The organism is Promicromonospora sp. MS192, assembly GCF_049532985.1.
GTDB lineage: Bacteria > Actinomycetota > Actinomycetes > Actinomycetales > Cellulomonadaceae > Promicromonospora.
Genome location: NZ_CP186693.1, coordinates 4,433,104 through 4,456,735, shown reverse-complemented (window position 1 = coordinate 4,456,735; position 23,632 = coordinate 4,433,104). Strand labels below are relative to the sequence as shown.

Here is a 23,632-nt window from a genome sequence, read left to right as displayed (position 1 = left end):
CGGGCGTCGCCACACGAGGAGGGTGGGGGCACAGCCCCGACCAGCGAGTCTCAGTGGCGAGTGGAAGGATCTGGGCATGACGATCAGGCGGATGCAGTGGTCCGGTGGCACGGCGGGGAGCACCACACGAGCCCTGGTGGCCGTTCTCGGTCTCGGGATGACGGCAGCGCTCACCCTGTCCGGGTGCGCGCAGTCCGACGTCGGCGGGGCCGGCGGGAGCACCTCCGACGCGAGCGCGTCCGAGACGCCGCAGGAGAGTGACACGCCCAGTCCGAGCCCCTCGGAGAGCGACGGCGGGGGCACCCTCCCCGACGCGGCCGAGATGGACACCACGCCGGGGACGTCCGGCCGTGGCCTGCCGCCGGGGCTGGAGGGCAGCACCGACTCGACCGTCGGGGTGGCCTGGTCGCCGGAGGAGGGCCTGCTGTACGTCGTGACCAACGGGTCCAGCTCGTGCCCCACCCTCGCCGAGCCGGAGGCGACCTTCGGCGCGGGCGCCAAGTCCGACGCCGTGGCCGCCGCCGACGGCGTGCTGTCGGTGCAGCTCCTGCCGGCGGAGGACGGCATCTGCACCATGGACTTCGTGCCCACCACGACGGTGGTCCAGGTGCCGGCCGAGGCGGACACCGGCGAGGAGATCCCGGTCATGCTGGGTGACAAGGGCAAGGTCGAGCTGATGCCGCGACCTGCGGCGGGAGAGCCCGGACCGGTCGCGTGGCTCGAGTCGTGAGGGTCGCGTGTCGGTTCGCCGACGGGTAAGAAATCTACCCAGCACTACCGATAGGTTGTTCGGGTGATTCGCCCCGCCCGCCGTCGTCAGCCTGCGGCCGTCGTCGCCACGTTGCTCACCACAGCTCTTCTCCTCGCTGCCTGCGGCGCGCCGCCGAAGGTGCAGACGGCGCTGGAGGACGTGGGCCGGTCGGACGGTTCGGCGACGGAGGGCGCGCCCGAAGGTTTCGAGGACTACTACGGTCAGTCGCTCGAGTGGACCGAGTGCGGCGAGGGCTTCCAGTGCGCGACGGCGTCCGCACCGCTCTCCTGGCACGACGCCGGGTCGGGCAGCATCGAGATCGCCCTCAAGCGCATCCCCGCCGAGGGGCAGAAGGTGGGCTCGTTGCTGGTCAACCCGGGCGGGCCCGGCGGCTCCGGCGTGGACTTCGTGGGGGACCCGGCGCGGTTCGGCCAGTCGCTGCGCTCGTCGTTCGACATCGTCGGCTTCGACCCGCGCGGGGTGGGGCAGTCGACGCCGGTGAAGTGCTACGACGACGCGGGCAAGGACGAGTTCCTCAGCACCGACTACCCGTACACGCCGGCCGGGCTGGCGGCCCGCCAGGACTCCGTCCGGGCCTGGGGCCAGGCCTGCGCCGAGAACACGGGCCCGCTGCTCGGCAACGTGGACACGCAGTCGGCAGCCCGTGACATGGACATGCTCCGGGCCGCCCTCGGCGACGACGAGCTCCACTACCTCGGCTTCTCCTACGGCACCCAGCTCGGCGCCACCTACGCCGGGCTGTTCCCGGACCGTTCCGGCCGCCTGGTGCTGGACGGTGCGCTCGACCCGACGCTGAGCTCGGACGAGGTGGCCCTCCAGCAGGCCGAGGGGTTCGAGAGCGCGCTGCGTGCCTACGTGACCGACTGCCAGGCGGGCGACGACTGTCCGCTCACCGGCGACGTCACCAGCGGCCTCCAGCAGATCCAGGCGATCGTCGAGGACGCCGAGCCCAACCCGATCCCGACGTCGTCGGGGCGGCCCGTGACCAAGAAGCTCGCCTTCTACGGCGTGGCGGTCACGATGTACGACGAGGCGTCCTGGTCGTTCCTGACCCAGGCCCTGCAGGAGGTCCTGTGGGAGGGCACGGGCGACGACCTGCTCTACCTCGCGGACGTCTACAACGACCGGAACGAGGACGGCACCTTCAAGTCCAACAGCGAGGAGGCGTTCCGCGCGATCAACTGCGCCGACGCCCGCGCCGAGGAGGACATGGGCACGATGCAGCAGCTCGCCACCCAGATTCAGGAGGCGGCACCGACGCTGGGCGAGTCGTTCGGCTACTCGGGCATCGAGTGCACCGACTGGCCGTACCCGGCGGCGGAGCAGGAGTTCGACCCGGCTGCCAAGGGAGCACCGCCGATCCTCGTGATCGGCACCACCAACGACCCGGCCACGCCGTACCGCTGGGCCGAGTCGCTGGCGAAGACGCTCTCCTCGGGCGTGCTGGTCACCTACGAGGGCGAGGGCCACACGGCCTACGGGCGGTCGAACACGTGCGTGGCCGGGGCCGTCGAGGACTATCTGGTGGAGGGCACCGTGCCCGAGGACGGGCTCACCTGCTGACCCCGATCGGGCGCTGTTCGGGCGGATCGAGCAAGTCACACGGTTTCGCTTTGGAACCTGGGTCGTGCATTGGGTACAGTTAGGGCCGCTCACCCATCCGGTCGTGGCCGGTGCGTGGTGTCAGCGCCGCCTTAGCTCAGTCGGCAGAGCGTCTCACTCGTAATGAGAAGGTCGTGGGTTCGATTCCCACAGGCGGCTCAGACAGGCCCGGAATCTCAACGATTCCGGGCCTTGCTGTTTCTGCTCCACGGTGCGGGCCCAGCGATAACCCCGGCGCAATCACCAGGGAACACCGACACACAGCTGTCGCCTCGTCGACCGACAGTGGGTGCATGACCGACACCACGAACCCGACGATCACGCCCAGCTCCACCGCCCGGCACGCGCTCGACGTGTGGCTGACGATGTGGAACACGGACGGCGACATCGCACGACAGATCTGCGCGGACGACTTCCGCATCCACTTCGCCGTGACGGAGCCCGACGGGTCGACACCCGCGGACGACATCCGCACCGCCGAGGACTTCGTGCGATATCTCGACTGGTGGCACGGGCAGAACCCGGGCGTCGTCTTCACGAGGATCGCCGATGCCATCGACGGCGACCATGGCCGGCTGCTGTGGGATGTCGACGCGAACGGCCAGCAGGCAGGCGGCGTGGACGTCTTCGACTTCGACGAGGACGGTCGGGTCACTCGCGTCTGGTCCGTGGGCGGGCAGCGCAGCATGCGCAGCTGACCTGCCCCGTCCGGCTCCTCTCGCCCTGGGAGAATGGGAAGCATGAAGCGAGCCGAGCGGCAGTACGCCCTGGTCGACCTGCTTCGCGGCGCACGGCGCCCCTGGTCCGCCGCTCGGCTCGCCCGCGAGTTCGGTGTGTCCGCACGGACGATCGAACGAGACATCGGCTCGCTCCAGGTGGCCGGCGTCCCCATCTATGCGGACCACGGGGCCGCGGGCGGCTACTCGATCCTCCGGGAGTACTCCCTGCCGCCCCTGAACCTCTCTGCCGCCGAGTCGTTGGCGGTGCTCGCGGGTCTCGGGCTGCTCGAGTCCTCGCCCTACCAGGGCGCTGCGCGCCGCGCGAGCGCCAAGATCACTGCGGTCATGGACGAGGCGCATCGCGCGCCCGTGCGGGAGCTGCTCGGGACGATGCACGTCATCGACGCCGCCCCCGCCACGGGCGGCGCCGTGCCGCTCGGGATCCTCTCCGACGCGATCGCCGCACGTCGCGTGGTGCGGCTCACCTACGTGGGCGAGGGCGTCGACGGCAGCCCGGACCACTCCGCCACGACCGTCCGCGAGGTCGAGACCATGGGTCTTCTGCGCGCCGCCGACACGTGGCTGCTCTCCGGCTGGTGCCGGCTGCGTGACGCGATCCGTGGGTTCCGCATCGAGCGGATCACGCGACTCGAGATCCTCGACGAGGTGCCGCCGCGGCGCGACCCGGCGCTCCTTGAGGCGGACCTGGCCCGGTGGTCGGCGCGGCGGCTCCTGTCCGGACCGGGGTAGCCGGTGGGGCAGCAGGCCCTGGCCCTGTCAGACTGCCCGGATGTCGTTCAGCAGGATCTCCTTGGACGGTCGGCTCACGGTGATCGCCGGCCCGCGACCGCCGTCGGGCGACGGCTTCTGCTCGGACCGGCTCCAGGTGCTGCACTGGCGCGTCGACGAGCCGTACGGCGACGACGGCACCCACCTCCATCGCGCGAGCGACGAGGTCTACGTGGTGCTGGAGGGTGCGATCGACCTGGAGGTCGACGGGTCGCGGGTCACGGTGGAGGCCGGGGAGGCGGTCACGGTCGGTGCCGGCGTCCCGCATGCGCTCGTCGCCGTCCGGTATCCGGCCCGGGGCCTGACTGTCCGGGGGCCCGCGGTCGACGACAAGGTGGTCACCGACCGGCGTGCTCCGTGAGACGGACGGCTCGCGCGCGGGCGAGCGCGCCGGCCGCAGCGGCCAGCACCCAGCCCAGCGCCGCCCCCACCGCGTAGAACGGCAGGTCCGGTGCGTTGAAGGTCGTCCCGAGCACCAGGCGGGCGAGGGCGCTGTGGGCGCCCAGCGCGGCGGGTACGCCGGTGAGCTGGAAGAGCTCGACGGCCGTGCTCATCGCGAGGGCCACCGCCGCCGCCACCGGCCTGCGGGTGTGCGGCGCCACCACGAGCACGAGCCAGAAGATCAGCAGCGCGTAGAGCGCGTCCCCGGCGTACTTGGCCGCGGCGCCGTCGGGCACTGACCGCACGGACAGGCCGGCCGCCACCGTGAGCAGGGCCGCCAGGGCAGGGGCGGTCCGTCGTCGGACGGCCTGCCGAGCCGTCTCGCGGGAAGCGCCGATCGCCCGCCGGGACCTCACCCGCGTCCCGTCCGCCCGGCGGGCGCTGGCCGGCCGCTCCCGAGCTGGTGCAGCCGGCTGACCGCGCGGGCCAGGTCGGGCGGCGCCGGACGCCCCGGGGGCACCGAGAGCACCTCGTCCAGCGGGCCCGGCGCCGTCAGCACGAGCGGCAGGTCGCGGTCGTAGAGCACGTCCATGAGGCTGACGAACCGCTGCTGGGTGTTCACGTGGCAGTCGGCGAACGGCACGACGTCGGACAGCACCCACCGGTCGAACCGTTCCGCCAGCGACAGCATGTCCAGCGCGGATACCGGCGCCGCGCACAGCCCGGCGAAGTCGAACCAGACGGCGGCGTCGGCGGCGCGGAGAGCGCGGATGCTCCGGCCGCCGCTCAGCGGCACGTCGGTCGCCTCGTGCGGTGCGGGCCGGTCCGGGAGGTCCGTGCGCACCAGCGCGGCGCCGTCCCGCCATCGGGGAGCGGACGGCGCCCCCGGCACGGCGGTCCCGTGCACCGGGCGGAGCGTGCGGTAGTCCACCGGGCCGGCCACCTCCAGCACGTCCAGCGAAGACTCCAGCAGCGCGATGAGCGGCTCTGCGAGCTCGTGGAACAGCGGGTCGGGCAGCAGGCCCTGCGGCGGGTAGTTGGACGTCGCCACGAGCGTGACCCGTCGGCCCAGCAGGGTGCGCAGCGCGCGGGAGAGCAGCATCGCGTCCCCGGCGTCGTGCAGGTGGAGCTCGTCGAAGCACAGCACGCGGGCGTCGCCGAGCAGGGCGTCCAGGGCGCGGTCCATCGCGTCCGGGGTGCCGGTCCGAGCCCACACCTCGGCGTGCAGCGCGCGGTAGAACTCGTGGAAGTGGAAGCGCGGGCCGCCGGACTGCTCGTGGAAGCGGTCCAGGAGCCAGGTCTTGCCGCGGCCCACCGGGCCCCAGAGATAGACGCCGCGCCCGGCCTCGCCCTCGCGGTCCAGGATGTCGAGGGCCCGGGGGCGCCCCGTCGTGCCCAGCAACGCCTCCAGCCGTCCCGCCGCGGCTCGCTGGGCGTCGTCGAGCACGTACCCCGCCGTGCGCGCCGCGTCACGGATCGGGGTGGGGTGCATGCGTCGAAGGTACCCTCTGTCCCATGGCATGGACCCGTCCCCGGCGGCGCAAGCCCGTCACCTTCCTGCTCGGCGAGCCGGTCGAGGAGTACCCCGCGATCGCCCCTGAGGTGGAGCGCGGCCGTGTGCTGCGCATCACCGAGATCGGCGAGCCGGTGCTGCACAGCCCGGCGCGCACCGTCGAGGAGTTCTCCACCCCGGAGCTGGCCCGGCTGATCGACGACCTGTTCGCCACCATGGAGTCGGCGCAGGGCGTCGGCCTGGCGGCGCCCCAGGTGGGCGTGGACCTGCGGGTGTTCGTGTACGACCTGACGGACTCGGCGGGCGACCGGCACGTCGGCCACGTGGTGAACCCGGTGCTCGAGATGGACCTCGACGCGGAGCCGGAGACGGAGGAGGAAGGCTGCCTGTCCGTACCGGGCGCCTACGAGCCGCTGGAGCGTCCGGGCCGGGCGACCGTGAAGGGCGTCGACCAGCACGGTGCGCCGGTCCAGCTCTCGGGCACCGGCTACCTGGCGCGGTGCTTCATCCACGAGTCGCAGCACCTCGACGGCACCCTCTACTGGGACCACCTGAGTGCCGACCTCCAGACCGACGCGCTGAAGCAGCGCGACGAGGAGCGCGCGCACATCGTCGCGGAGCGCCGCGAGATCGCGATCGAGCTGGACAAGACCCCGCCCGAGTACCCGGAGAAGCCGGCGGGCGGGCGCTGACCGTCCGGCAGCGTCAGAGGGTCGCGACCCAGGCCGCCACGGCCTCGGCCACGGCCTTCTCGCGCCCGACGCCGCGCATGTCGTGCGCGCCGGACAGCGTCACCGAGGTGACCGGTCCCGGGATCGCCGCGACGTGCTCGGCGAGCTCCTCGGGGGTGCCGAACTGGTCCTTGTCGCCGGACACGAACAGCGTGGGCACCCGGATCCCGCCGAAGTGCTCCACGCGGAGCTTGTCCGGCCTGCCGGGCGGGTGCAGCGGGTAGCTGAGCAGCACCAGCCCCGCCGCCGGCAGACCCTCCGCCACGGCCATCGAGCACATCCGCCCGCCGTAGGACCGGCCGCCGAGCAGCAGGCGGTCCGTGGGCACACCGAGCTCGTCCGCCCAGGCCGTGGTCACGGCCCGCAGGTGCGCGACGGCGGCCGGCGGCCGGTCCGGCATGCGTCGCCCCTCCAGGCGGTACGGGAAGTCGGCGCGCCGCGTGGGTACCGGCGGATCGGCGTCCGCCAGGGTGCGCTCCACCGCGACGAGCGCCGGGCTCTCCCGGTTCGCGCCCGCGCCGGGCGTCAGGAGCAGGCCTGCGGGAGTGGTCACGGGGCCAGTCTGCCGTGCGCGGACGACGCCGCACGCCGGGGCCCGGCCGACGCCGCACGCCGGGGCCCGGCCGATCGTCAGGTGAGGCGGCGCCAGAGCATGAGCAGGCCGCCCGCCGTGAGGGCCGCGCCGGTGGCGAGCACGGCCACCCAGCCGAGCGGCGTGACGACCTCCTGCTCCTGGCCCGCGTCGACGCGCGCCCGGACCGGCGACTGCGGCGGGATGCTCGGCATGAGCGCCCCGCTCAGCGCCGTCGGGGAAGGCGACGGGCTCGGCGACGCCGAGGCGGACGGCGACGCCGACGGGCTGGGCGACGGCGACGCCGACGGCGTGGGTGCCGGGCTGGACGGCTCGGCCTCGGCCGGGTCGCTGGTTACCGGCGTCGGCGTGGATCCCGGCTGACCGGCTCCGGGCCTGGGGGTGGCCGCCTGGGTGGGCCGGGTCTTCGTCGCCGTCGGCGTGGGGGTGGACGTGGGCTCGGTGCTCTCGGCCGGCTCCGTGGCGCTGCACACGGCCTGCTCGTCCGACTCGTGCCAGCTGCTCGCGTCCTCGACCTCGACCCACACCACGCAGTAGCCGTCCGGGAAGGACCGGCGGGCCTCCGTGAACGCGGCCCAGCCGCTGCGCTGCTCGTCCCGGGTCAGGTCACGGTCGTACGCCTGCCCGCCGTAGCGGGAACCGACGGGCCGCACGACGTACGCCAGCTCGTCGCTCTCCCGGCCGGGCTCGAAGGCGACACCGTCCACGCTCACCCAGATCTCGTCGCCCGAGACCTCGGCCGTCGCGGTGGTCCCGCCCACGGCGGTACCGGCGAGGGCCAGCAGCGCCGTCAGCAGGAGCGACAGGGTGCCGGCACGCCGGGTCCGGGCGCTGCGCGCCGTCGGCCGCGAGGGCGCGACGGGGGCGGTGGCACGGATCACAGCGGCGATCCTACCGCCGTACCGCCCGGGTTCCGGGGCCTTGCGCGGGTGAGGTGCGGGTCAGAACCGCGGCCCTTCCTCCCCGTGGAGCAGGTTGCGGATGGGCCGGGTGACGACGTCGACCCGGTCCACCAGGTCGGCGGGGCCGGTCACGACCACCGCCCGGTCGGCCGCCGGGGAGTACACGGCGGTCACGTTGCGCACCGTCACGCGCATGCAGCGCTTGGTCTCCCCGTCGACCCGGAACTGGCGCGTCTCGCACGGCACGTCGTCGACCTCGGCGACGATCGCGCGCATCGCGCTGCGATAGTCCTGGTAGGACTCCGCGAGGTCCGCGACGTCGGTGATCTCCGGCGGTGCCGCCGGGTCGACGTCGGCGTGCAGGGGCGCGACGAGCGCCCCGCTGCAGGCGGCGCGGACGATGTCCTCGATCTGGGCCGGGGTGGCCGGCACACGCAGCGTCTCGACCTCGACGGTCTCGCCGGAGAACGTGCGGTAGGACCGCAGGAAGCGTTCCTCGGTGGGGTCGGCGCTGTCGGAGACCCCGGTGACCTCCTCCTCGACGAGGTCCAGTCCCCACGTCAGCGGGTCGTCCACTTCGCCGACGACGCCGGAGAACCGGGCGAATCGCGCGACGATCTGTTCCCAGGACTCGGGGGTCGGGCTCGGTTCGTCCGCCATGTGGCCTCCCCGGGGCGGGTTCGCGTAGACACGAGACTGCCGGGTAGCGGGTGAGGCGTCAACGACCACGGCCAGAATCGGCACGTAATCGGGGAAGAATCGGCCCGGACTCGCCGTCGGACCGCTGCGCCCGGGCGTGTCGCGCCGGGGCGGGACGTCCTGTGCCGCCCGCACACCCTCCATCGTCACGCCCCTGGCGAACATGGGCATCAACCGGTAGGTCGCCGCGTTGGGAGCGCATAGAGTCGTTGCGGTCAGGCCTGGTACCGCCGGTGCAGGTGCCCGCCGCCCGCGTGAGGAGCAGCACATGTTCGAGAGATTTACGGATCGCGCCCGTCGCGTCGTCGTCCTCGCCCAGGAAGAGGCGCGGATGCTGAACCACAACTACATCGGCACGGAGCACATCCTGCTCGGCCTCATCCACGAGGGTGAGGGCGTTGCCGCCAAGGCGCTGGAGTCGCTCGGGATCTCGCTCGACGGCGTCCGCACGCAGGTCACCGAGATCATCGGTGAGGGGCAGCAGGCGCCGAGCGGGCACATCCCGTTCACGCCGCGCGCCAAGAAGGTGCTGGAGCTGTCGCTGCGCGAGGCGCTGCAGCTCGGCCACAACTACATCGGCACGGAGCACATCCTGCTCGGTCTCATCCGCGAGGGTGAGGGCGTGGCGGCGCAGGTGCTCACCAAGATGGGTGCCGACCTCAACAAGGTGCGCCAGCAGGTCATCCAGCTGCTGAGCGGCTACCAGGGCAAGGAGCCCGTCTCCGCCGGTGGTCCTCAGGAGGGTCAGCCCGCGGGCTCGGCCGTGCTCGACCAGTTCGGTCGCAACCTGACCCAGGCTGCGCGCGAGGGCAAGCTCGACCCGGTCATCGGGCGCACGCAGGAGATCGAGCGGGTCATGCAGGTGCTGTCCCGCCGCACCAAGAACAACCCGGTCCTGATCGGCGAGCCGGGCGTCGGCAAGACGGCCGTCGTCGAGGGTCTCGCGCAGGACATCGTGAAGGGCGACGTCCCCGAGACGCTCAAGGACAAGCAGCTCTACACGCTTGACCTGGGCGCCCTGGTGGCCGGCTCGCGCTACCGCGGTGACTTCGAGGAGCGCCTCAAGAAGGTGCTCAAGGAGATCCGCACCCGCGGCGACATCATCCTGTTCATCGACGAGATCCACACCCTGGTGGGTGCGGGTGCCGCCGAGGGCGCGATCGACGCCGCCTCCATCCTGAAGCCCATGCTGGCGCGCGGTGAGCTCCAGACCATCGGCGCCACCACCCTCGACGAGTACCGCAAGTACGTCGAGAAGGACCCGGCCCTGGAGCGTCGCTTCCAGCCGATCCAGGTGTCGGAGCCGTCGCTCGAGCACGCCATCGAGATCCTCAAGGGTCTGCGCGACCGCTACGAGGCGCACCACCGCGTGTCCATCACGGACTCCGCTCTGGTCTCCGCCGCGACGCTGGCCGACCGGTACATCAACGACCGGTTCCTCCCGGACAAGGCGATCGACCTGATCGACGAGGCCGGTGCCCGGCTGCGCATCCGTCGGATGACGGCGCCGCCGGAGCTCAAGGAGCTCGACGAGTCCATCGCCGAGGCGCGCCGCGAGAAGGAGTCGGCGATCGACGAGCAGGACTTCGAGAAGGCCGCCGGTCTGCGTGACAAGGAGAAGCAGCTCACGCAGGTCCGTGCGGACAAGGAGAAGGCCTGGAAGTCGGGCGACCTCGACACGGTCGCAGAGGTCGACGACGAGCTGATCGCCGAGGTGCTGGCGATGTCCACGGGCATCCCGGTCGTCAAGCTCACCGAGGAGGAGTCCAGCCGGCTGCTCCACATGGAGGACGAGCTGCACAAGCGGGTCGTCGGCCAGGAGGCCGCGATCAAGGCTCTGTCGCAGGCGATCCGCCGTACGCGGGCCGGCCTCAAGGACCCGAAGCGTCCCGGTGGCTCGTTCATCTTCGCCGGCCCCACGGGTGTCGGTAAGACCGAGCTCGCCAAGGCGCTCGCCGAGTTCCTGTTCGGCGACGAGGACGCGCTCATCCAGCTCGACATGTCCGAGTTCTCGGAGAAGCACACGGTCTCGCGACTGTTCGGTTCCCCGCCCGGATACGTCGGCTACGACGAGGGTGGCCAGCTGACCGAGAAGGTGCGGCGCAAGCCGTTCTCCGTGGTCCTGTTCGACGAGGTGGAGAAGGCGCACGCCGACATCTTCAACTCGCTGCTGCAGGTGCTCGAGGACGGTCGCCTCACGGACTCGCAGGGTCGCGTGGTCGACTTCAAGAACACCGTGATCATCATGACCACCAACCTGGGCACGCGGGACATCGCCAAGGGCGTCCAGACCGGCTTCAACTCCGGCGGCGACCTGGTGACCTCCTACGAGCGCATGAAGGCCAAGGTCAACGAGGAGCTCAAGCAGCACTTCCGGCCCGAGTTCCTCAACCGTGTGGACGACACGGTCGTGTTCCCGCAGCTCTCGCAGGACGAGATCATCCAGATCGTCGACCTCGAGATCGCGAAGCTCGACCGTCGCCTGCGCGACCGGGACATGGGCATTGAGCTCACGCCCGCCGCCAAGCACCTGCTGGCGGAGAAGGGCTACGACCCGGTGCTCGGCGCCCGTCCGCTGAAGCGAGCCATCCAGCGGGAGATCGAGGACACGCTGTCCGAGAAGATCCTGTTCGGCGAGCTCACGGCGGGTCAGCTGGTGATCGTCGACGGCGAGGGCGAGGGCATCCTCGGCGAGTTCACGTTCCGCGGTGTGGAGCGCGACGAGCGTCGTCGGCCGACCCAGGCCGAGCCCCAGTCGGTGCCCGCGGGCGCCGGTCTGGTGCCGCGCGACCTGCCGCCGTCGGGCCAGATGGCGGCCGGCGGGGCGTGATCGCCCGGTAGGACCCGGTCCTGACACAAGGCCCGGCCATCCCGTGAGGGGTGGCCGGGCCTTTGTCGTGCCCGGTGGGGGCCTGGTCGACGGCGGTCTGGTGGATGACGGCCTGGTGGATGCCGGTCCGGTCGATGGCAGCTCGGCCCCCTCGGACCGCCTCACCGGCTCGGCCTCGTCGGGAGGGGGCGTCCGTCAGGTTGCCCTCACGCCGTCGGCGGGATCGTCAGGCCCGCCGGGAGCAGCCCCGGCAGCACCTCGCGGAGCGCGCCGACCCGCTCGGCCCGTGACGCGCCCTGCAGCCGCTCGACCGGCGCCGTGATGCTGACCGCCGCGACGGCACGGCCCGCCCGGAGCAGCGGCACCGCGACGCAGGCGATGCCACGCTCGTTCTCCTCGGTCTCGCTGCCGATTCCGGTGCGCCGGGCCTCCGCGAGCACGTCGCGCAGGCGCTCCGCCGGGGTGCTGCCCTCGGCGAACCGCTCCAGCGCGGCGTCGTCCAGGTCCTGGGTCGAGAGCAGCGCCCGCCCCAGAGCGGTGGTCGCGGCCGCCCGCCGCCGTCCGACGGCGGACCACACCCGGACCGCGCGCTGCGGCTCCACCTTGTCGAGGTAGACCACCTCGCGCCCGGCGAGCACCCCGAGGTGCACCAGCTCGTCGACCGCCTCGCTGAGCGCCGTCAGGGCCGGGTGCAGCAGTGCGGGGAGGTTCTCCTCGGCCAGGTAGGAGCTGCCCAGGGCCAGGGCGGAGGGGCCGAGCCGGTAGGCGCCGTCCGGCGTCTGCTCGGCAAAGCCGCGGTGCCGCAGCGCGGCGAGCGTGCGGTGCAGCGTCGGCTTGCTGACGCCCACGGCCTGGGCCAGCGTGGCCAGCGGCGCGCCCGCGGCGCCGAAGCCCGCGAGGGTGTCGAGGGCCAGCAGCGCCTTGTCGACGCTGCCGAGCGGGCTGGCTTCCATGGGACTCCCTCACGTAGCATGCGTTTCGCAGTGAACAACAGGCGTTCACCATAGCGAAACGGAGCACGCATGTCATCCCCCGACAACCCGGTCCTCGACGCGCTGGCCGCGCACCGGCTCGTCCCGGTCGTCGTGGTCGACGGCGCCGACGAGGGCGCCCGCCTCGCCGACGCGCTCGTCGCCGGCGGCCTGCCCGTCGCCGAGATCACGCTGCGGCTCGCGGGCGGCCTCGACGCCATCCGCGCGGTCGCCAAGAACCACCCTGACGTCGTGGTCGGTGCCGGCACCGTCACCACGGTCGCGCAGGTGGACGACGTCGTCGAGGCCGGCGCGCGCTACATCGTCTCCCCGGGGCTGTCGGCCGCCGTCGTGCGCCGCGCGCAGGAGCACGGCGTGCCGGTGCTGCCCGGTGTCGCCACGCCGTCGGAGATCATGGCCGCGCTCGACCTGGGGGTCGACGTCGTCAAGCTGTTCCCTGCGTCTGTCGTCGGCGGGCCCGCCGCGATCAAGGCGTTCTCGGCGCCGTTCCCGGGCCTGCGGTTCGTGCCCACGGGCGGCGTCAGCGCCGCCAACCTCGGCGACTACCTGGGCCTGGCCCCGGTGCTCGCCGTCGGCGGCTCCTGGATGGTGGACCGCACGCTCGTCACCGCGGGGGACTGGGACGGGATCACCAGCCGCACCCGCGACGCCGTGGCCCTCGCCGCCCAGATCGACCAGGAGAAGAACCGATGAGCTCGCTGACCGTCCGCCCCGCCGCCGAGAGCGCCTACGACGTCGTCGCGCTCGGCGAGGTCATGCTCCGCCTCGACCCGGGCGACCGCCGGGTGCGCACCGCCCGCAGCTTCAACGTGTGGGAGGGCGGCGGCGAGTACAACGTGGCCCGTGGCCTGCGCCGCTGCTTCGGTCTGCGCGGCGCGATCGTCACCGCGCTCGCCGACAACGAGATCGGCCGCCTGGTCGAGGACTTCATGCTCACCGGCGGTCTCGACACGCAGTACGTGCAGTGGGTGCCCTACGACGGCATCGGCCGCACGGTGCGCAACGGTCTGAACTTCACCGAGCGCGGCTTCGGCGTGCGCGGCGCGGTGGGCGTGAGCGACCGCGGCAACACCGCCATCTCACAGCTGAAGCCCGAGGACGTGGACTGGGACGCGCTGTTCTCGCGCGGTGTGCGCTGGCTGCACACGGGCGGCATCTTCGCCGCGCTCTCCGAGAGCAGCGCGGACGTCGCGGAGGCCGCCATGTCCGCGGCCCGCCGGCACGGCACCATCGTGTCCTACGACCTGAACTACCGGCCCTCCCTGTGGAAGGGCATCGGCGGCGAGGAGCGTGCGCGCGAGGTCAACCGGCGCCTGGCGCAGCACGTTGACGTCATGATCGGCAACGAGGAGGACTTCACGGCCTCGCTCGGCTTCGAGGTCGAGGGTGTCGACGAGAACCTCACCGACCTGGACACGGGCGCGTTCCGCGCGATGATCAAGACCGCGTCGGAGGCGTACCCGAACTTCCAGGTGATCGCGACGACGCTGCGCGGCGTGCGCTCGGCGTCCCGCAACGACTGGGGCGCCATCGCCTGGTCGCGCGCGGAGGGCTTCGCCGAGGCCACGCACCGGGCCGACCTGGAGATCTTCGACCGCGTGGGCGGCGGCGACTCCTTTGCGTCCGGCCTGGCATACGGGCTCATGGAGCTCGGCTCGCTCCAGGAGGCCGTCGAGTACGGCGCGGCGCACGGCGCGCTCGCCATGACCACCCCGGGCGACACCACGATGGCGACGCTCGCCGAGGTGGCCAAGCTGGCCGGCGGGGGCAGCGCGCGCGTACAGCGCTGACCTGCTGCTGGACGTGGCTCGGGGGCGAGATCGGCGGGTGTCCGCACCTCGGACCGATCTTGCCCCCGACCAGCGCAGACAGGGTGCTCGGTGCAAGGATTGGGGGCATGTCCCAGAGCATCCTGTTCATCGGCGGAAGCGGAATCATCAGTCATGCCTCGGTGGCCCGGGCCGCGCGGCTCGGACACCGGGTGACCGTGCTCAACCGAGGCAGATCCACGACCCGTCCGGTGCCGGCCGGGGTGGAGACGCTCGTCGCCGACGCGAACGACGCGGAGGCCGTCGCCGCCGCTGTGGGCAGCCGGGAGTTCGACGTCGTGGCGCAGTTCCGGGCGTTCAGCCCCGAGCACGTGGCGCGTGACGTCGCCCAGTTCTCCGGGCGGACGGGGCAGTACGTGTTCATCTCCTCGGCGTCGGCCTACCAGACGCCGCCGTCGCGGCTGCCCGTCCGGGAGTCGACGCCGCTGCGCAACCCGTTCTGGCAGTACTCCCGCGACAAGATCGCGTGCGAGGACCTGCTCGTGCGCGAGTACCGCGAGAACGGGTTCCCCGCCACGATCGTCCGGCCGTCGCACACCTACGACCGGACGCTGCTGCCGACCTCGGGCGGCTGGACCGACGTGGCCCGGATGCGGGCGGGCAAGCCCGTCGTCGTCCACGGCGACGGCACCTCCCTGTGGACCATCACGCACACCGAGGACTTCGCGGTCGGGTTCGTGGGCCTGCTGGGCAACCCGCTGGCCGTGGGGGACACCTTCCACATCACCGGGACGCACGCCCCCACCTGGGACCAGATCTACACCTGGCTGGCCGAGGCCGCGGGCGTGCGCAGCCCCGACCTGGTGCACGTCGCGTCCGAGACCATCGCCCGCGTGCTGCCCGACCTGGGTCCCGGCCTGGTGGGCGACAAGGCGCACTCGATGGTCTTCGACAGCTCGAAGGTGCGCACGCTCGTGCCCGAGTTCGGCACCACCATCACCTACGACGTCGGGGCGCAGGAGCAGGTGTCCTGGTTCGATGCCCATCCCGAGGCGCAGGTCGTGGACACCGAGCTGGACGCGGCCTTCGACCGGCTCGCGGCGCACGCGCGCTCGATCTGACGGCCGGTCACCCCGCAGGCGCCGTCGACTCCCGCACGACCAGCTCCGTCGACAGGTTGAGCCGGCGCACCGTCGGCGACCGGCCCTGGGCGAGCTCCAGCAGGATCTGCGTGGCGGCCGCTCCCATCTCGCGGAGCGGCTGCCGCACGGTGGTCAGCGGCGGCCCGACCCAGGAGGCCAGCGGCAGGTCGTCGTAGCCCACCACCGACAGGTCCTCAGGCACCCGCAGCCCGAGCTGGTGCGCGGCGCGGAGCAGCCCCAGGGCCTGCATGTCCGACCCGGCGAACACCGCGGTGGGCCGGTCGGGGAGCGACAGGAGCTCCAGCCCGTGCTCGAACCCGGCCTCCACGTAGAAGTTGCCCTGGCGCATGAGCGCCGGGTCGACGGCGACGCCCGCCTCCTCGTGCGCCGAACGGAACCCGTCCACGCGCGCGCGGCTGCACAGCATGTCGCCGGGCCCGCCGATCATCGCGATGCGGCGGTGCCCCAGGGCGAGCAGGTGGCGCGTGGCCTGCAGCCCGCCGTTCCAGTTGTCCGAGCCCACGGAGGCGACGTCGGCGGGTGGCTCGCCGTCGGTGTCGATCACCACGTACGGGATGCCCCGGCGGTCGAGCTGGTGGTGCTGCCCGTCCGACAGGTTGGCCGCCACGAGCAGCACACCCAGCGGCGGCCGCGCCATCGTGGTGTCGAGCCACCGGGCGGGCGGGCGGTGCTCGCCGCCCAGCTCGGACAGGATCACGCTGAGGTGCGACTCGGCGGCCGCGTCCTCGACGCCGCGGATGATCTCCATGGACCAGGCCGAGCCCAGGCGGTGGAAGACGAGGTCGATCAGCCCGGTGCCGGCCGGCGCGCCGGTCTGTCGCCGCCGCCGGTACTGGTGCTTCTCCAGCGCGGCCTCGACCCGGTCGCGGGTGGCGGGGGCCACGTCGGCCCGGCCGTTGAGCACCTTGGAGACCGTCGGCACCGACAGGCCGAGCTCGTTCGCGATCGACGCGATGGTGGGGCCGGGCCGCGTGCCGGTCATTCCGTAGGCCTTTCGATCTCACGTCGAAACTTTCCCTGCTGACGGTACACCAGTACGGGACCAGTCCCTGGCCGCCTGCGGCGTGATCGCATCGTGACACCCGATGATCGAGGGATGCCCTTGACGTGACGGTGATTATCACCCTAATGTCCCAGCCACAGACTATCGGTAAAGGTGTCGATAGTTTCGAAAACGTTCCACGACGACGTGGCGTCCTCGGACGAGGCCCGGCACGGCGCGGTGACCGGAGGACTTGATGGCACGAGGCACGGGAACGGTCGATGCCGTACCGCGGACCGGTGGCGGGCTGCCCGGGGGCGCGGGTGGCGCCGTCGTCGGCGCAGGGCTCAGGCCGCCGCAGCAGCTCCGGGACAACGAGACGTGGCGCGTGTCCCTGCGCCGGCACTGGCGCCTGTACACGTTCGTGCTCCTGCCGGTGATCTTCCTCCTGGTGTTCCGCTACGTGCCCATGATCGGGAACGTGATCGCCTTCCGGAGGTACCGGCCGGGCGGGTCGATGTTCGGCGACGAGTGGGTCGGCCTCTACTACTTCCAGATGTTCATCCAGAGCAAGCCGTTCTGGGACGTCTTCTGGAACACGGTCGTCCTCGGCGGCCTGACCCTGGCGATCTGCTTCCCGCTGCCGATCATCCTCGCGCTCCTGCTCAACGAGCTGCGGTCGCGGCTGTTCAAGCGGGTGGTCCAGACCATCACCTACCTGCCGCACTTCATGTCGATAGTGATCGTGGCGGGCATGGTCTTCCAGCTCACCGCGATCAACGGCACCATCAACCAGATCATCGAGGGGTTCGGCGGCGAGGCGATCCCGTTCATGCAGCGGGCCGACTGGTTCCGCACCATCTACCTGACGTCCGAGGTGTGGCAGACGGTCGGCTGGGGCACCATCCTCTACCTCGCTGCGCTGACCACCATCGACGACCAGCTCTACGAGGCGTCGCGGATCGACGGGGCCAACCGGTGGCAGCAGACCTGGCACATCACGCTCCCCGGCATCCGGCCCACGATGATGGTGCTGCTCATCCTCAACATCGGCACCTTCATGGCGGTCGGGTTCGAGAAGGTGCTGCTGCTGTACAACCCCCTCACCTACGACACGGCCGACGTGCTCTCCACGTACCTGTACCGCGTGGGGATCGGTGAGGGCGGCAACTACTCGTTCGCCGCCGCGATCGGCCTGTTCGAGGCGCTGATCGGCGTCGCCCTGGTCGTCACGGCCAACCAGATCTCGAAGCGAGCGGTGGGAGCCTCCCTGTGGTGACGACGAACACCCCTGACATCACGGCGGTCCGTCCCGCCACCACCACGGTCAAGGACACGCCCGGCTACCGGGCGTTCCGGATCGTCAACGGGCTCGTGCTGGTGGTGATCACGTTCCTCACGCTGTACCCCTTCCTCAACATGGTGGCGAAGGCGTTCAGCTCCCAGGCCTACATCGCCGCCGGCGCGGTCAACCTGTGGCCGCGCGGGTTCAACCTGACGACCTTCGCGAGCGTGATGGGCGACTCGATCTTCTGGGTCAACTACCGCAACACGGTCGTGTACACGCTGCTCGCCACGGCCATCGCGATGGCGCTCACCACGACCTTCGCGTACGCGCTGTCCAAGCCGTACCTGAAGGGCCGAGGGGTCCTCATCGGCCTCGCCATGGTGACCATGCTGTACGCGGGCGGGCTGATCCCGAACTACCTGCTCATCGACGCCCTCGGGTTCAAGAACACGATCTGGGCGATCGTCGTGCCGGGCGCGATCAACGTCTTCAACCTGCTCGTCATGAAGTCGTTCTTCGACAACTTCCCCCAGGAGCTGGAGGAAGCCGCAGAGATCGACGGCATGTCGCAGTACGGCGTGTTCTTCCGCATCGTGCTGCCGCTGTCCAAGGCGGTCATCGCCACGATGACCCTCTTCTACGCCGTGCAGTTCTGGAACTCGTGGTTCCAGGCGTACCTGTACCTGAACGACCGCGACATGTACCCGGTCACGCTCTACCTCCGCAACCTGCTCGCCGCGGCCACGTCCACGACGGACCTCGGCAGCGACACGGTGCAGATCCAGGCGAACGTCCAGTCCGTGGCGATGCTGCTCACGGTCCTGCCCATCGTCTGCGTGTACCCGTTCATCCAGAAGTACTTCGTGTCCGGCGTGATGCTCGGCTCCGTCAAGGGCTGACCGCACGCCGCCGGTGCACGACGACCACCCGAACCATCCTGACCGTCAGAGGCGACGGCGTTCACACCCTGAAGGAGAACCATGAGGATCACCCCGAGGAGGGCCGCCGCGGGCCTGGCGGCGTCGGCCCTGGTCGTCACGCTCACCGCGTGCTCGACCAGCGGCGGCGGCGCGGAGGAGTCCGGCGAGATCGACATGGAGTCGCAGGTCGGCTACATGGAGGACTTCGAGGTCGGCACCACGTTCAAGGCGACGGAGCCCGTCGACTTCAGCCTGCTGTACCGCGACCACCCGGACTACCCGTTCAAGGAGAACTGGCCGATGGTCGAGCACCTCAAGAACGACCAGAACGTCGAGTTCGAGTACGTCAACGTGCCGCTCGCCGACCTGGCGACGCGGCGGTCGGTGCTCATCAGCTCGGGGGACGCGCCCGACATCATGCCCTCGATCTACGCGGGCGAGGAGACGCAGTTCCGCAACGCCCTGCTGCCGATCTCGGACTACGTGGAGCACATGCCGAACTTCCTCGACAAGATCGAGAAGTGGGGCCTCGAGGCCGAGGTCGAGCAGCTCCGGCAGGAGGACGGCAAGTACTACATCCTGCCCGGCATCCACGAGATCGCGAAGCCGCAGTACTCCATCGCCGTGCGCTCGGACCTGTGGGAGAAGGCCGGGATCACCGAGGACCCCGAGACCTGGGACGAGTTCAAGGAGCAGCTCGAGGCCGTCAAGGAGGCCAACCCGGACATCAAGTACCCGTTCAGCGACAAGTGGTCCATCAACAGCCCGATGGAGCAGACGCTCAACGCGGCGGCGCCCAACTTCGGCACGTCGGCGGGTACCGGTTTCATCAACGGCCTGTGGTGGGACGAGGAGGCCGGTGAGTTCACCTACGCCGGCGCCTCCGACGGCTACCGGGAGCTGGTGACCTACTTCGCCTCGCTCGTGGAGGAGGGTCTGATGGACCCCGAGTCCGTCACCCAGGAGATGGAGCAGGGCGAGCAGAAGTTCGCGTCCGGCAGCGTCGCCGCCATCAGCTCGAACGACCAGGAGCTCGTGAAGTACCGCGACAACTTCGACCAGCTCGGCGCCAAGGACGCGGAGGTGCACCAGATCGTCGTGCCCGCCGGCCCCTACGGGAGCTACCTGTCGGCGGGCTCGCGCCGCGAGTCGGGCATCGTGTTCGGTGCCGAGGCGGCCAAGCAGGACGACTTCCTCGCGATGCTGCAGTTCGTCGACTGGCTGTACTACTCGGACGAGGGCCTGGAGTTCGCCAAGTGGGGCGTCGAGGGCGAGACGTTCGAGTGGGACGGCGACAAGCGCGTCCTCAACGAGGACATCGACGTCAACGGCCTGAACCCCGGCGCACCCCAGGAGCTCCGTAAGGACTTCGGCTACCACAACGGCGTCTGGATGCTGGCCCACGGGTCCACCGAGGAGCTGGACAAGTCGATGCTGCGCGACGAGGTCGTCGAGTTCCTCGACGGGATGAACGAGAAGGAGGAGCTGCCCCTCCCGCCCGCCATCACGTACGACGAGATGGAGCAGGAGCAGGCAACCCTCTACCTGACGAACCTGCAGGACATCGTGTACCAGAACACCGCCCAGTTCATCGTGGGCGATCGGCCGCTCAGCGAGTGGGACGACTACGTGGCCGAGCTCGAGGCAGCCGGCATGACCGACTACGTGGAGCTCGCCAACAGCGCCGTCGCCGGCGGCGAGTGACAGCAGTCCTTCCCCGGGCCGGGTGCGCGGTGCGTCGACCACGCCCGCGCACCCGGCCGCGCTCGACCGAACGACCGAGGAGACACGTGCCCCGCACCATCGTGCCGACCGAGCCCGCCGGAACCCTCAGCGACGCCTGGCGCACGTGCGTCGGCACCGGGCGGTTCAACCTCGCGCTGCGGCGCGACTACCAGGACTCCCTGGCCCTGGTGCAGCGTGAGATCGGCTTCCGGTACATCCGCGGCCACGGCATCCTGCACGACGACGTCGCCGTCCACCGGCCGTACGACGTCGCAGGTCACCGGGGTACCGCCTACGTCTTCACCTACGTGGACCAGGTGGTCGACGCGTACCTGGAGCTGGGGATCAAGCCGTTCCTGGAGCTCGGGTTCATGCCCCGGGCCCTCGCCTCGGGCGACCAGACGGTGTTCTGGTGGCTCGGCAACGTGACCCCGCCACGCGACCACGCCGAGTGGGCGGCCCTCGTGCGCGCCCTCCTGCGGCACCTCGTCGACCGGTACGGCCTCGACGAGGTGCGGACCTGGCCGGTCGAGGTGTGGAACGAGCCCAACCTGACCCACTTCTGGGCCGGAGCGGACCAGGAGGCGTACTTCCGCCTCTACGAGGCGTCCGCGCTCGCGGTGAAGGACGTCGACGCCGAGCTCCAGGTGGGCGGCCCCGCGCTCTCCCCGGGTGCCGACGACTGGTGGAAGCCCTTCGCGGACTTCGTCGCCGAACGCGACCTTCCGGCGGACTTCCTGTCCGTGCACGCCTACACCTCCGGGCCCGCGCAGCACGTGCCGTTCGGCGTCTACCAGACCCTGGGGCGTCCGCAGGAGCTGCTGGACCAGTTCGCCAGGCCGCGGACGATCCTGTCGGGGACGGCGCTCGCGGACCGGCCGCTGCACGTCACGGAGTTCAACACGAGCTACCGGCCCGACAACCCGGTGCACGACACGGCGTACAACGCCGCCTGTCTCGCGCCCGTGCTCGCGGGCGGCGGACAGCACGCCGACTCGTTCGCGTACTGGACGTTCAGCGACGTCTTCGAGGAGGAGGGTGTCCCGGCGTCGTTCTTCCACGGCGGGTTCGGCATGCTGGCGCACCGTCAGGTGCGCAAGCCGACCTACCACCTGTACACGTTCATGGCGCGGATGGGGCGGGAGGTGCTCGCGCGCGGCGCCGACCACCTGGTCACGCGGCACCCCGGGACGGGACGGGTGACGGTGCTCGCCTGGCAGCCGGTGGGCGGCTCGGCCGACCCGGTCGAGCCCGACCGGCACGAGGTGCGGCTCAGCGTCCCGGTCGGCCCCGCCGGGGCCGACGCGAGCCCCGCCACGGCGGGCGGCCGCGTGTTCGTCCTGCGGTACGACGTCGACGAGTCCGCCGGCAACGCCTGGGCCGCCTGGCGCGAGATGGGTCGTCCGGCGTCGCCGTCGGCCGGGCAGCTCGACGCGCTGCACGACGCGAGCGAGCCCGCGCGGCGGGCGTTCTCCCTGCCCGTGGTGCCGACGGCGGACGGCGGCCGCGTCGACCTCGACCTGACGCTCGGCCGCCACGGCGTGACCCTGGTGACCCTCGACCCCGTCCGCGACGAGACCCCGCCCTGGCTCGACGACGCGAGGATCGTGGCCCGTGGCTGAGCGCAGGGAGTACGGCGACGGCCCCCTGGGGCGCGGCGCGAACGCGGTCTACTGGTATCTCGTGGTCGAGCTGCTGCTCGTGCTGACCTCGCTGCCCGGCCTGGTCGCCCTGGCGCTGCTCGACCGGTCGGTCGGCAACGCCCCGCTGGTCGTGCTGTGCCTGGTGCCGCTGGGCCCTGCGGCGTCGGCGGGACTGTTCGCGCTCCGGGACCGGACCAGGACCGAGGGGCTCGCACCGGCCGCGTCCTTCTGGCGCGGATACCGCCTGAACTGGGCCGACGCGTTACGGGTGTGGACGCCCGCGGTCGTGGTGCTCGGCGTGGTGGCGGTCTCGCTCGCGAACCTCGACGCGGCCGGTGTGCCCGGCTGGTTCGCGCCCGCGCTCGTGGTGATCGGGGCCGGTCTTCTGCTCTGGTCCGTGAACGTGCTGGTCATCGTCTCGTTCTTCGGTTTCCGGACGCGTGACGCCGCACGGCTCGCCGCCCACTATCTCGCGGCCCGCCCGCTGGTCACGCTGGGGACCCTCTCCCTGCTGGTGCTCGCGGGAGGGGTGATCGTGCTGACGACGGAGGTGCTGTTCGGCCTGCTCGCGGTCGTCTGGCTCGCGCTCGTGCTGCGCAACGCCGCGCCACTGCTGACCGACGTCGAGGAGCGTTTCACCGCCGCGGCATGACCGTGCAACATTGTCCGATCTGTGGCACTTGCGCCAGGGTGTGCCCATGGTGATCAAGCAGGGGGACCCGGCACGGCTGACGTATCGCTACCTGCGCGTGGCGATCGTCGCGGTGGTGCTGGTGCTGTTCGTGTCGCTGGGCCTGCAGATCGTGGCCGACCACGGCCGGCTCGGGTCGGGCGAGGAGTGGTGGCACGCGTCGATCAGCGCGTACTTCTACTCGCCCGTGCAGAGCGTGTTCGTGGGGTCGCTCGTCGGCATCGGCACGTGCCTCGTCGCGATCAAGGGCCGGCACGGTGCCGAGGAGGTGCTGCTCAACGTCGCGGGCCTGCTGGCGCTCGTCGTGGCCCTGGTGCCGACGCCGCTCGACGCCACCCTGTGCACGGCCGAGCCGTACTGCGTCGACATGCCCGAGCGGGTGGGCAACAACATCGGCACCCTGCTGCTCGTCGGCGGTCCGGTGCTCCTGCTGGCCACCTGGCCGCGCCGTCGTGACCTCGCCGGACCGGCGGGCTGGGACCTCTGGCTCACCTGGCTGACCTGGGCGGCGACCGGGGTCTGGCTCCTGGCCTGGCCAGCGAGCTTCCTGCAGGTGGCGCACTACGCGGCGGCCGTGCTGCTGTTCGCCTGCCTCGTGGCGGTCGCGTGGATCAACGGTTCCGACCGGGCGGTCACCGCGCAGGCCCTGGAACGGTTGCGTGGCATGTCGGCGGCCGCCTTCCGGGCCTGGTACCGGACGATCGCCGTGGTGATGGCGGTGGTGCTGGTCGGCGGTCTCACGATGATGGTCGTGCTCGACCGGTTCTTCCCCGCGGTCTTCCCGCAGACGCTGTTCGTGGTCGAGGCCGTGCTGATGCTCGTCTTCGCGCTCTTCTGGGTGCTGCAGACCATCCAGTTCTGGGACATCGGCCTGCCGGCCCGGGCCCGCGTCGAGGACGTGAAGGTCCCGGGCGACACGCCGCTCTGAG

General features: G+C 71.4%; 23 protein-coding genes and 1 tRNA gene. 17 read left to right on the top strand and 7 right to left on the bottom strand.

Annotated elements, in window-relative coordinates:
- Positions 1–76: 76 nt before the first annotated feature.
- The 6 genes from ACO229_RS19945 (at position 77) to ACO229_RS19920 (ending at position 4,243) form a co-directional block, all read left to right on the top strand.
- Positions 77–730, top strand: a complete 654-nt coding sequence (locus ACO229_RS19945; RefSeq protein WP_423462564.1) for a hypothetical protein — start codon at positions 77–79, stop codon at positions 728–730.
- A gap of 63 nt (positions 731–793) precedes the next feature.
- A complete protein-coding gene (locus tag ACO229_RS19940) occupies positions 794–2,335 on the top strand; it encodes an alpha/beta hydrolase (protein WP_397413806.1) in 1,542 nt (513 codons plus the stop codon).
- 125 nt (positions 2,336–2,460) lie between these two features.
- Positions 2,461–2,533 (top strand) — tRNA-Thr (locus ACO229_RS19935).
- A gap of 134 nt (positions 2,534–2,667) precedes the next feature.
- Entirely contained in the window at positions 2,668–3,072 is a 405-nt protein-coding gene (locus tag ACO229_RS19930; RefSeq protein ID WP_397433196.1) for a nuclear transport factor 2 family protein, read from the top strand.
- A 42-nt stretch (positions 3,073–3,114) separates the two neighbouring features.
- A complete protein-coding gene (locus ACO229_RS19925; protein WP_397433197.1) occupies positions 3,115–3,843 on the top strand; it encodes a helix-turn-helix transcriptional regulator in 729 nt (242 codons plus the stop codon).
- Between the two features lie 40 nt (positions 3,844–3,883).
- Positions 3,884–4,243: a cupin domain-containing protein gene (locus ACO229_RS19920; protein ID WP_423462563.1), complete on the top strand. Its 360-nt coding sequence runs from the start codon at positions 3,884–3,886 to the stop codon at positions 4,241–4,243.
- Here the strand turns inward: ACO229_RS19920 and ACO229_RS19915 are convergent.
- On the bottom strand, positions 4,221–4,679 hold the full coding sequence (locus ACO229_RS19915) for a DUF2809 domain-containing protein (protein ID WP_423462562.1): 459 nt from the start codon (positions 4,677–4,679) through the stop codon (positions 4,221–4,223). The genes ACO229_RS19920 and ACO229_RS19915 overlap by 23 nt on opposite strands.
- Positions 4,676–5,755: a cell division protein ZapE gene (zapE, locus tag ACO229_RS19910; RefSeq protein WP_423462561.1), complete on the bottom strand. Its 1,080-nt coding sequence runs from the start codon at positions 5,753–5,755 to the stop codon at positions 4,676–4,678. The genes ACO229_RS19915 and zapE overlap by 4 nt, the downstream gene beginning before the upstream one ends.
- 23 nt (positions 5,756–5,778) lie before the next feature.
- On the opposite strand from zapE, the gene def reads away from it, so the two are divergent.
- Positions 5,779–6,468: a peptide deformylase gene (gene def, locus ACO229_RS19905; RefSeq protein WP_423462560.1), complete on the top strand. Its 690-nt coding sequence runs from the start codon at positions 5,779–5,781 to the stop codon at positions 6,466–6,468.
- A 13-nt stretch (positions 6,469–6,481) separates the two neighbouring features.
- On the opposite strand, the gene ACO229_RS19900 is transcribed toward def, so the two are convergent.
- The 3 genes from ACO229_RS19900 to ACO229_RS19890 form a co-directional block, all read right to left on the bottom strand.
- Entirely contained in the window at positions 6,482–7,060 is a 579-nt protein-coding gene (locus tag ACO229_RS19900; protein ID WP_423462559.1) for an alpha/beta family hydrolase, read from the bottom strand.
- Positions 7,061–7,137: 77 nt separating this feature from the next.
- Positions 7,138–7,980 (bottom strand): hypothetical protein, encoded by an 843-nt coding sequence (locus ACO229_RS19895; protein ID WP_397433204.1) that lies wholly within the window; start codon positions 7,978–7,980, stop codon positions 7,138–7,140.
- Positions 7,981–8,040: 60 nt separating this feature from the next.
- Complete coding sequence (locus ACO229_RS19890) at positions 8,041–8,661, bottom strand: hypothetical protein (RefSeq protein WP_397413863.1); 621 nt, start codon at positions 8,659–8,661, stop codon at positions 8,041–8,043.
- A gap of 307 nt (positions 8,662–8,968) precedes the next feature.
- On the opposite strand from ACO229_RS19890, the gene ACO229_RS19885 reads away from it, so the two are divergent.
- Entirely contained in the window at positions 8,969–11,530 is a 2,562-nt protein-coding gene (locus ACO229_RS19885; protein WP_397413866.1) for an ATP-dependent Clp protease ATP-binding subunit, read from the top strand.
- 206 nt (positions 11,531–11,736) lie between these two features.
- On the opposite strand, the gene ACO229_RS19880 is transcribed toward ACO229_RS19885, so the two are convergent.
- Positions 11,737–12,483 (bottom strand): IclR family transcriptional regulator, encoded by a 747-nt coding sequence (locus ACO229_RS19880; protein WP_423462558.1) that lies wholly within the window; start codon positions 12,481–12,483, stop codon positions 11,737–11,739.
- A gap of 69 nt (positions 12,484–12,552) precedes the next feature.
- On the opposite strand from ACO229_RS19880, the gene eda reads away from it, so the two are divergent.
- From eda to ACO229_RS19865, 3 genes are all read left to right on the top strand, one after another.
- The gene (gene eda / locus ACO229_RS19875) at positions 12,553–13,215 is read left to right on the top strand and encodes a bifunctional 4-hydroxy-2-oxoglutarate aldolase/2-dehydro-3-deoxy-phosphogluconate aldolase (RefSeq protein ID WP_423462557.1); all 663 of its coding nucleotides are present in this window, start codon (positions 12,553–12,555) and stop codon (positions 13,213–13,215) included.
- Positions 13,212–14,312, top strand: coding sequence for a sugar kinase (locus ACO229_RS19870; protein WP_423462556.1), 1,101 nt, complete (start codon positions 13,212–13,214; stop codon positions 14,310–14,312). The genes eda and ACO229_RS19870 overlap by 4 nt, the downstream gene beginning before the upstream one ends.
- 107 nt (positions 14,313–14,419) lie before the next feature.
- Positions 14,420–15,412: an NAD-dependent epimerase/dehydratase family protein gene (locus tag ACO229_RS19865; RefSeq protein WP_397413875.1), complete on the top strand. Its 993-nt coding sequence runs from the start codon at positions 14,420–14,422 to the stop codon at positions 15,410–15,412.
- 7 nt (positions 15,413–15,419) lie between these two features.
- On the opposite strand, the gene ACO229_RS19860 is transcribed toward ACO229_RS19865, so the two are convergent.
- Positions 15,420–16,436, bottom strand: coding sequence for a LacI family DNA-binding transcriptional regulator (locus ACO229_RS19860; protein ID WP_397413877.1), 1,017 nt, complete (start codon positions 16,434–16,436; stop codon positions 15,420–15,422).
- A 256-nt stretch (positions 16,437–16,692) separates the two neighbouring features.
- Here ACO229_RS19860 and ACO229_RS19855 point away from each other — a divergent pair, with 256 nt between their 5' ends.
- The 6 genes from ACO229_RS19855 to ACO229_RS19830 all read left to right on the top strand — a co-directional run bounded on the left by ACO229_RS19855 (position 16,693) and on the right by ACO229_RS19830 (position 23,631).
- Positions 16,693–17,715 (top strand): ABC transporter permease, encoded by a 1,023-nt coding sequence (locus ACO229_RS19855; RefSeq protein WP_397413879.1) that lies wholly within the window; start codon positions 16,693–16,695, stop codon positions 17,713–17,715.
- The gene (locus ACO229_RS19850; RefSeq protein ID WP_397413881.1) at positions 17,712–18,623 is read left to right on the top strand and encodes a carbohydrate ABC transporter permease; all 912 of its coding nucleotides are present in this window, start codon (positions 17,712–17,714) and stop codon (positions 18,621–18,623) included. The genes ACO229_RS19855 and ACO229_RS19850 overlap by 4 nt, the downstream gene beginning before the upstream one ends.
- A gap of 81 nt (positions 18,624–18,704) precedes the next feature.
- On the top strand, positions 18,705–20,348 hold the full coding sequence (locus tag ACO229_RS19845) for an extracellular solute-binding protein (protein ID WP_423462555.1): 1,644 nt from the start codon (positions 18,705–18,707) through the stop codon (positions 20,346–20,348).
- Positions 20,349–20,434: 86 nt separating this feature from the next.
- Positions 20,435–21,991 carry a GH39 family glycosyl hydrolase gene (locus tag ACO229_RS19840; RefSeq protein ID WP_423462554.1) on the top strand — a complete coding sequence of 519 codons (1,557 nt, stop codon included), beginning with the start codon at positions 20,435–20,437 and terminating at the stop codon, positions 21,989–21,991.
- On the top strand, positions 21,984–22,664 hold the full coding sequence (locus tag ACO229_RS19835; protein ID WP_423462553.1) for a DUF624 domain-containing protein: 681 nt from the start codon (positions 21,984–21,986) through the stop codon (positions 22,662–22,664). The genes ACO229_RS19840 and ACO229_RS19835 overlap by 8 nt, the downstream gene beginning before the upstream one ends.
- Before the next feature lie 46 nt (positions 22,665–22,710).
- Positions 22,711–23,631: a hypothetical protein gene (locus tag ACO229_RS19830; protein WP_397413890.1), complete on the top strand. Its 921-nt coding sequence runs from the start codon at positions 22,711–22,713 to the stop codon at positions 23,629–23,631.
- The last annotated feature ends 1 nt before the right edge of the window (position 23,632 follow it).

Bases quoted from the DNA above. Each gene is read 5' to 3' on its own strand.
- ACO229_RS19880 (WP_423462558.1), bottom strand. From the start codon at position 12,483: ATGGAAGCCAGCCCGCTCGGCAGCGTCGACAAGGCGCTGCTGGCCCTC.
- eda (WP_423462557.1), top strand. From the start codon at position 12,553: ATGTCATCCCCCGACAACCCGGTCCTCGACGCGCTGGCCGCGCACCGG.
- ACO229_RS19870 (WP_423462556.1), top strand. From the start codon at position 13,212: ATGAGCTCGCTGACCGTCCGCCCCGCCGCCGAGAGCGCCTACGACGTC.
- ACO229_RS19930 (WP_397433196.1), top strand. From the start codon at position 2,668: ATGACCGACACCACGAACCCGACGATCACGCCCAGCTCCACCGCCCGG.
- ACO229_RS19830 (WP_397413890.1), top strand. From the start codon at position 22,711: ATGGTGATCAAGCAGGGGGACCCGGCACGGCTGACGTATCGCTACCTG.
- ACO229_RS19855 (WP_397413879.1), top strand. From the start codon at position 16,693: ATGGCACGAGGCACGGGAACGGTCGATGCCGTACCGCGGACCGGTGGC.
- def (WP_423462560.1), top strand. From the start codon at position 5,779: ATGGCATGGACCCGTCCCCGGCGGCGCAAGCCCGTCACCTTCCTGCTC.
- ACO229_RS19865 (WP_397413875.1), top strand. From the start codon at position 14,420: ATGTCCCAGAGCATCCTGTTCATCGGCGGAAGCGGAATCATCAGTCAT.
- ACO229_RS19890 (WP_397413863.1), bottom strand. From the start codon at position 8,661: ATGGCGGACGAACCGAGCCCGACCCCCGAGTCCTGGGAACAGATCGTC.
- ACO229_RS19845 (WP_423462555.1), top strand. From the start codon at position 18,705: ATGAGGATCACCCCGAGGAGGGCCGCCGCGGGCCTGGCGGCGTCGGCC.
- ACO229_RS19885 (WP_397413866.1), top strand. From the start codon at position 8,969: ATGTTCGAGAGATTTACGGATCGCGCCCGTCGCGTCGTCGTCCTCGCC.
- ACO229_RS19860 (WP_397413877.1), bottom strand. From the start codon at position 16,436: ATGACCGGCACGCGGCCCGGCCCCACCATCGCGTCGATCGCGAACGAG.
- zapE (WP_423462561.1), bottom strand. From the start codon at position 5,755: ATGCACCCCACCCCGATCCGTGACGCGGCGCGCACGGCGGGGTACGTG.
- ACO229_RS19920 (WP_423462563.1), top strand. From the start codon at position 3,884: ATGTCGTTCAGCAGGATCTCCTTGGACGGTCGGCTCACGGTGATCGCC.
- ACO229_RS19925 (WP_397433197.1), top strand. From the start codon at position 3,115: ATGAAGCGAGCCGAGCGGCAGTACGCCCTGGTCGACCTGCTTCGCGGC.
- ACO229_RS19945 (WP_423462564.1), top strand. From the start codon at position 77: ATGACGATCAGGCGGATGCAGTGGTCCGGTGGCACGGCGGGGAGCACC.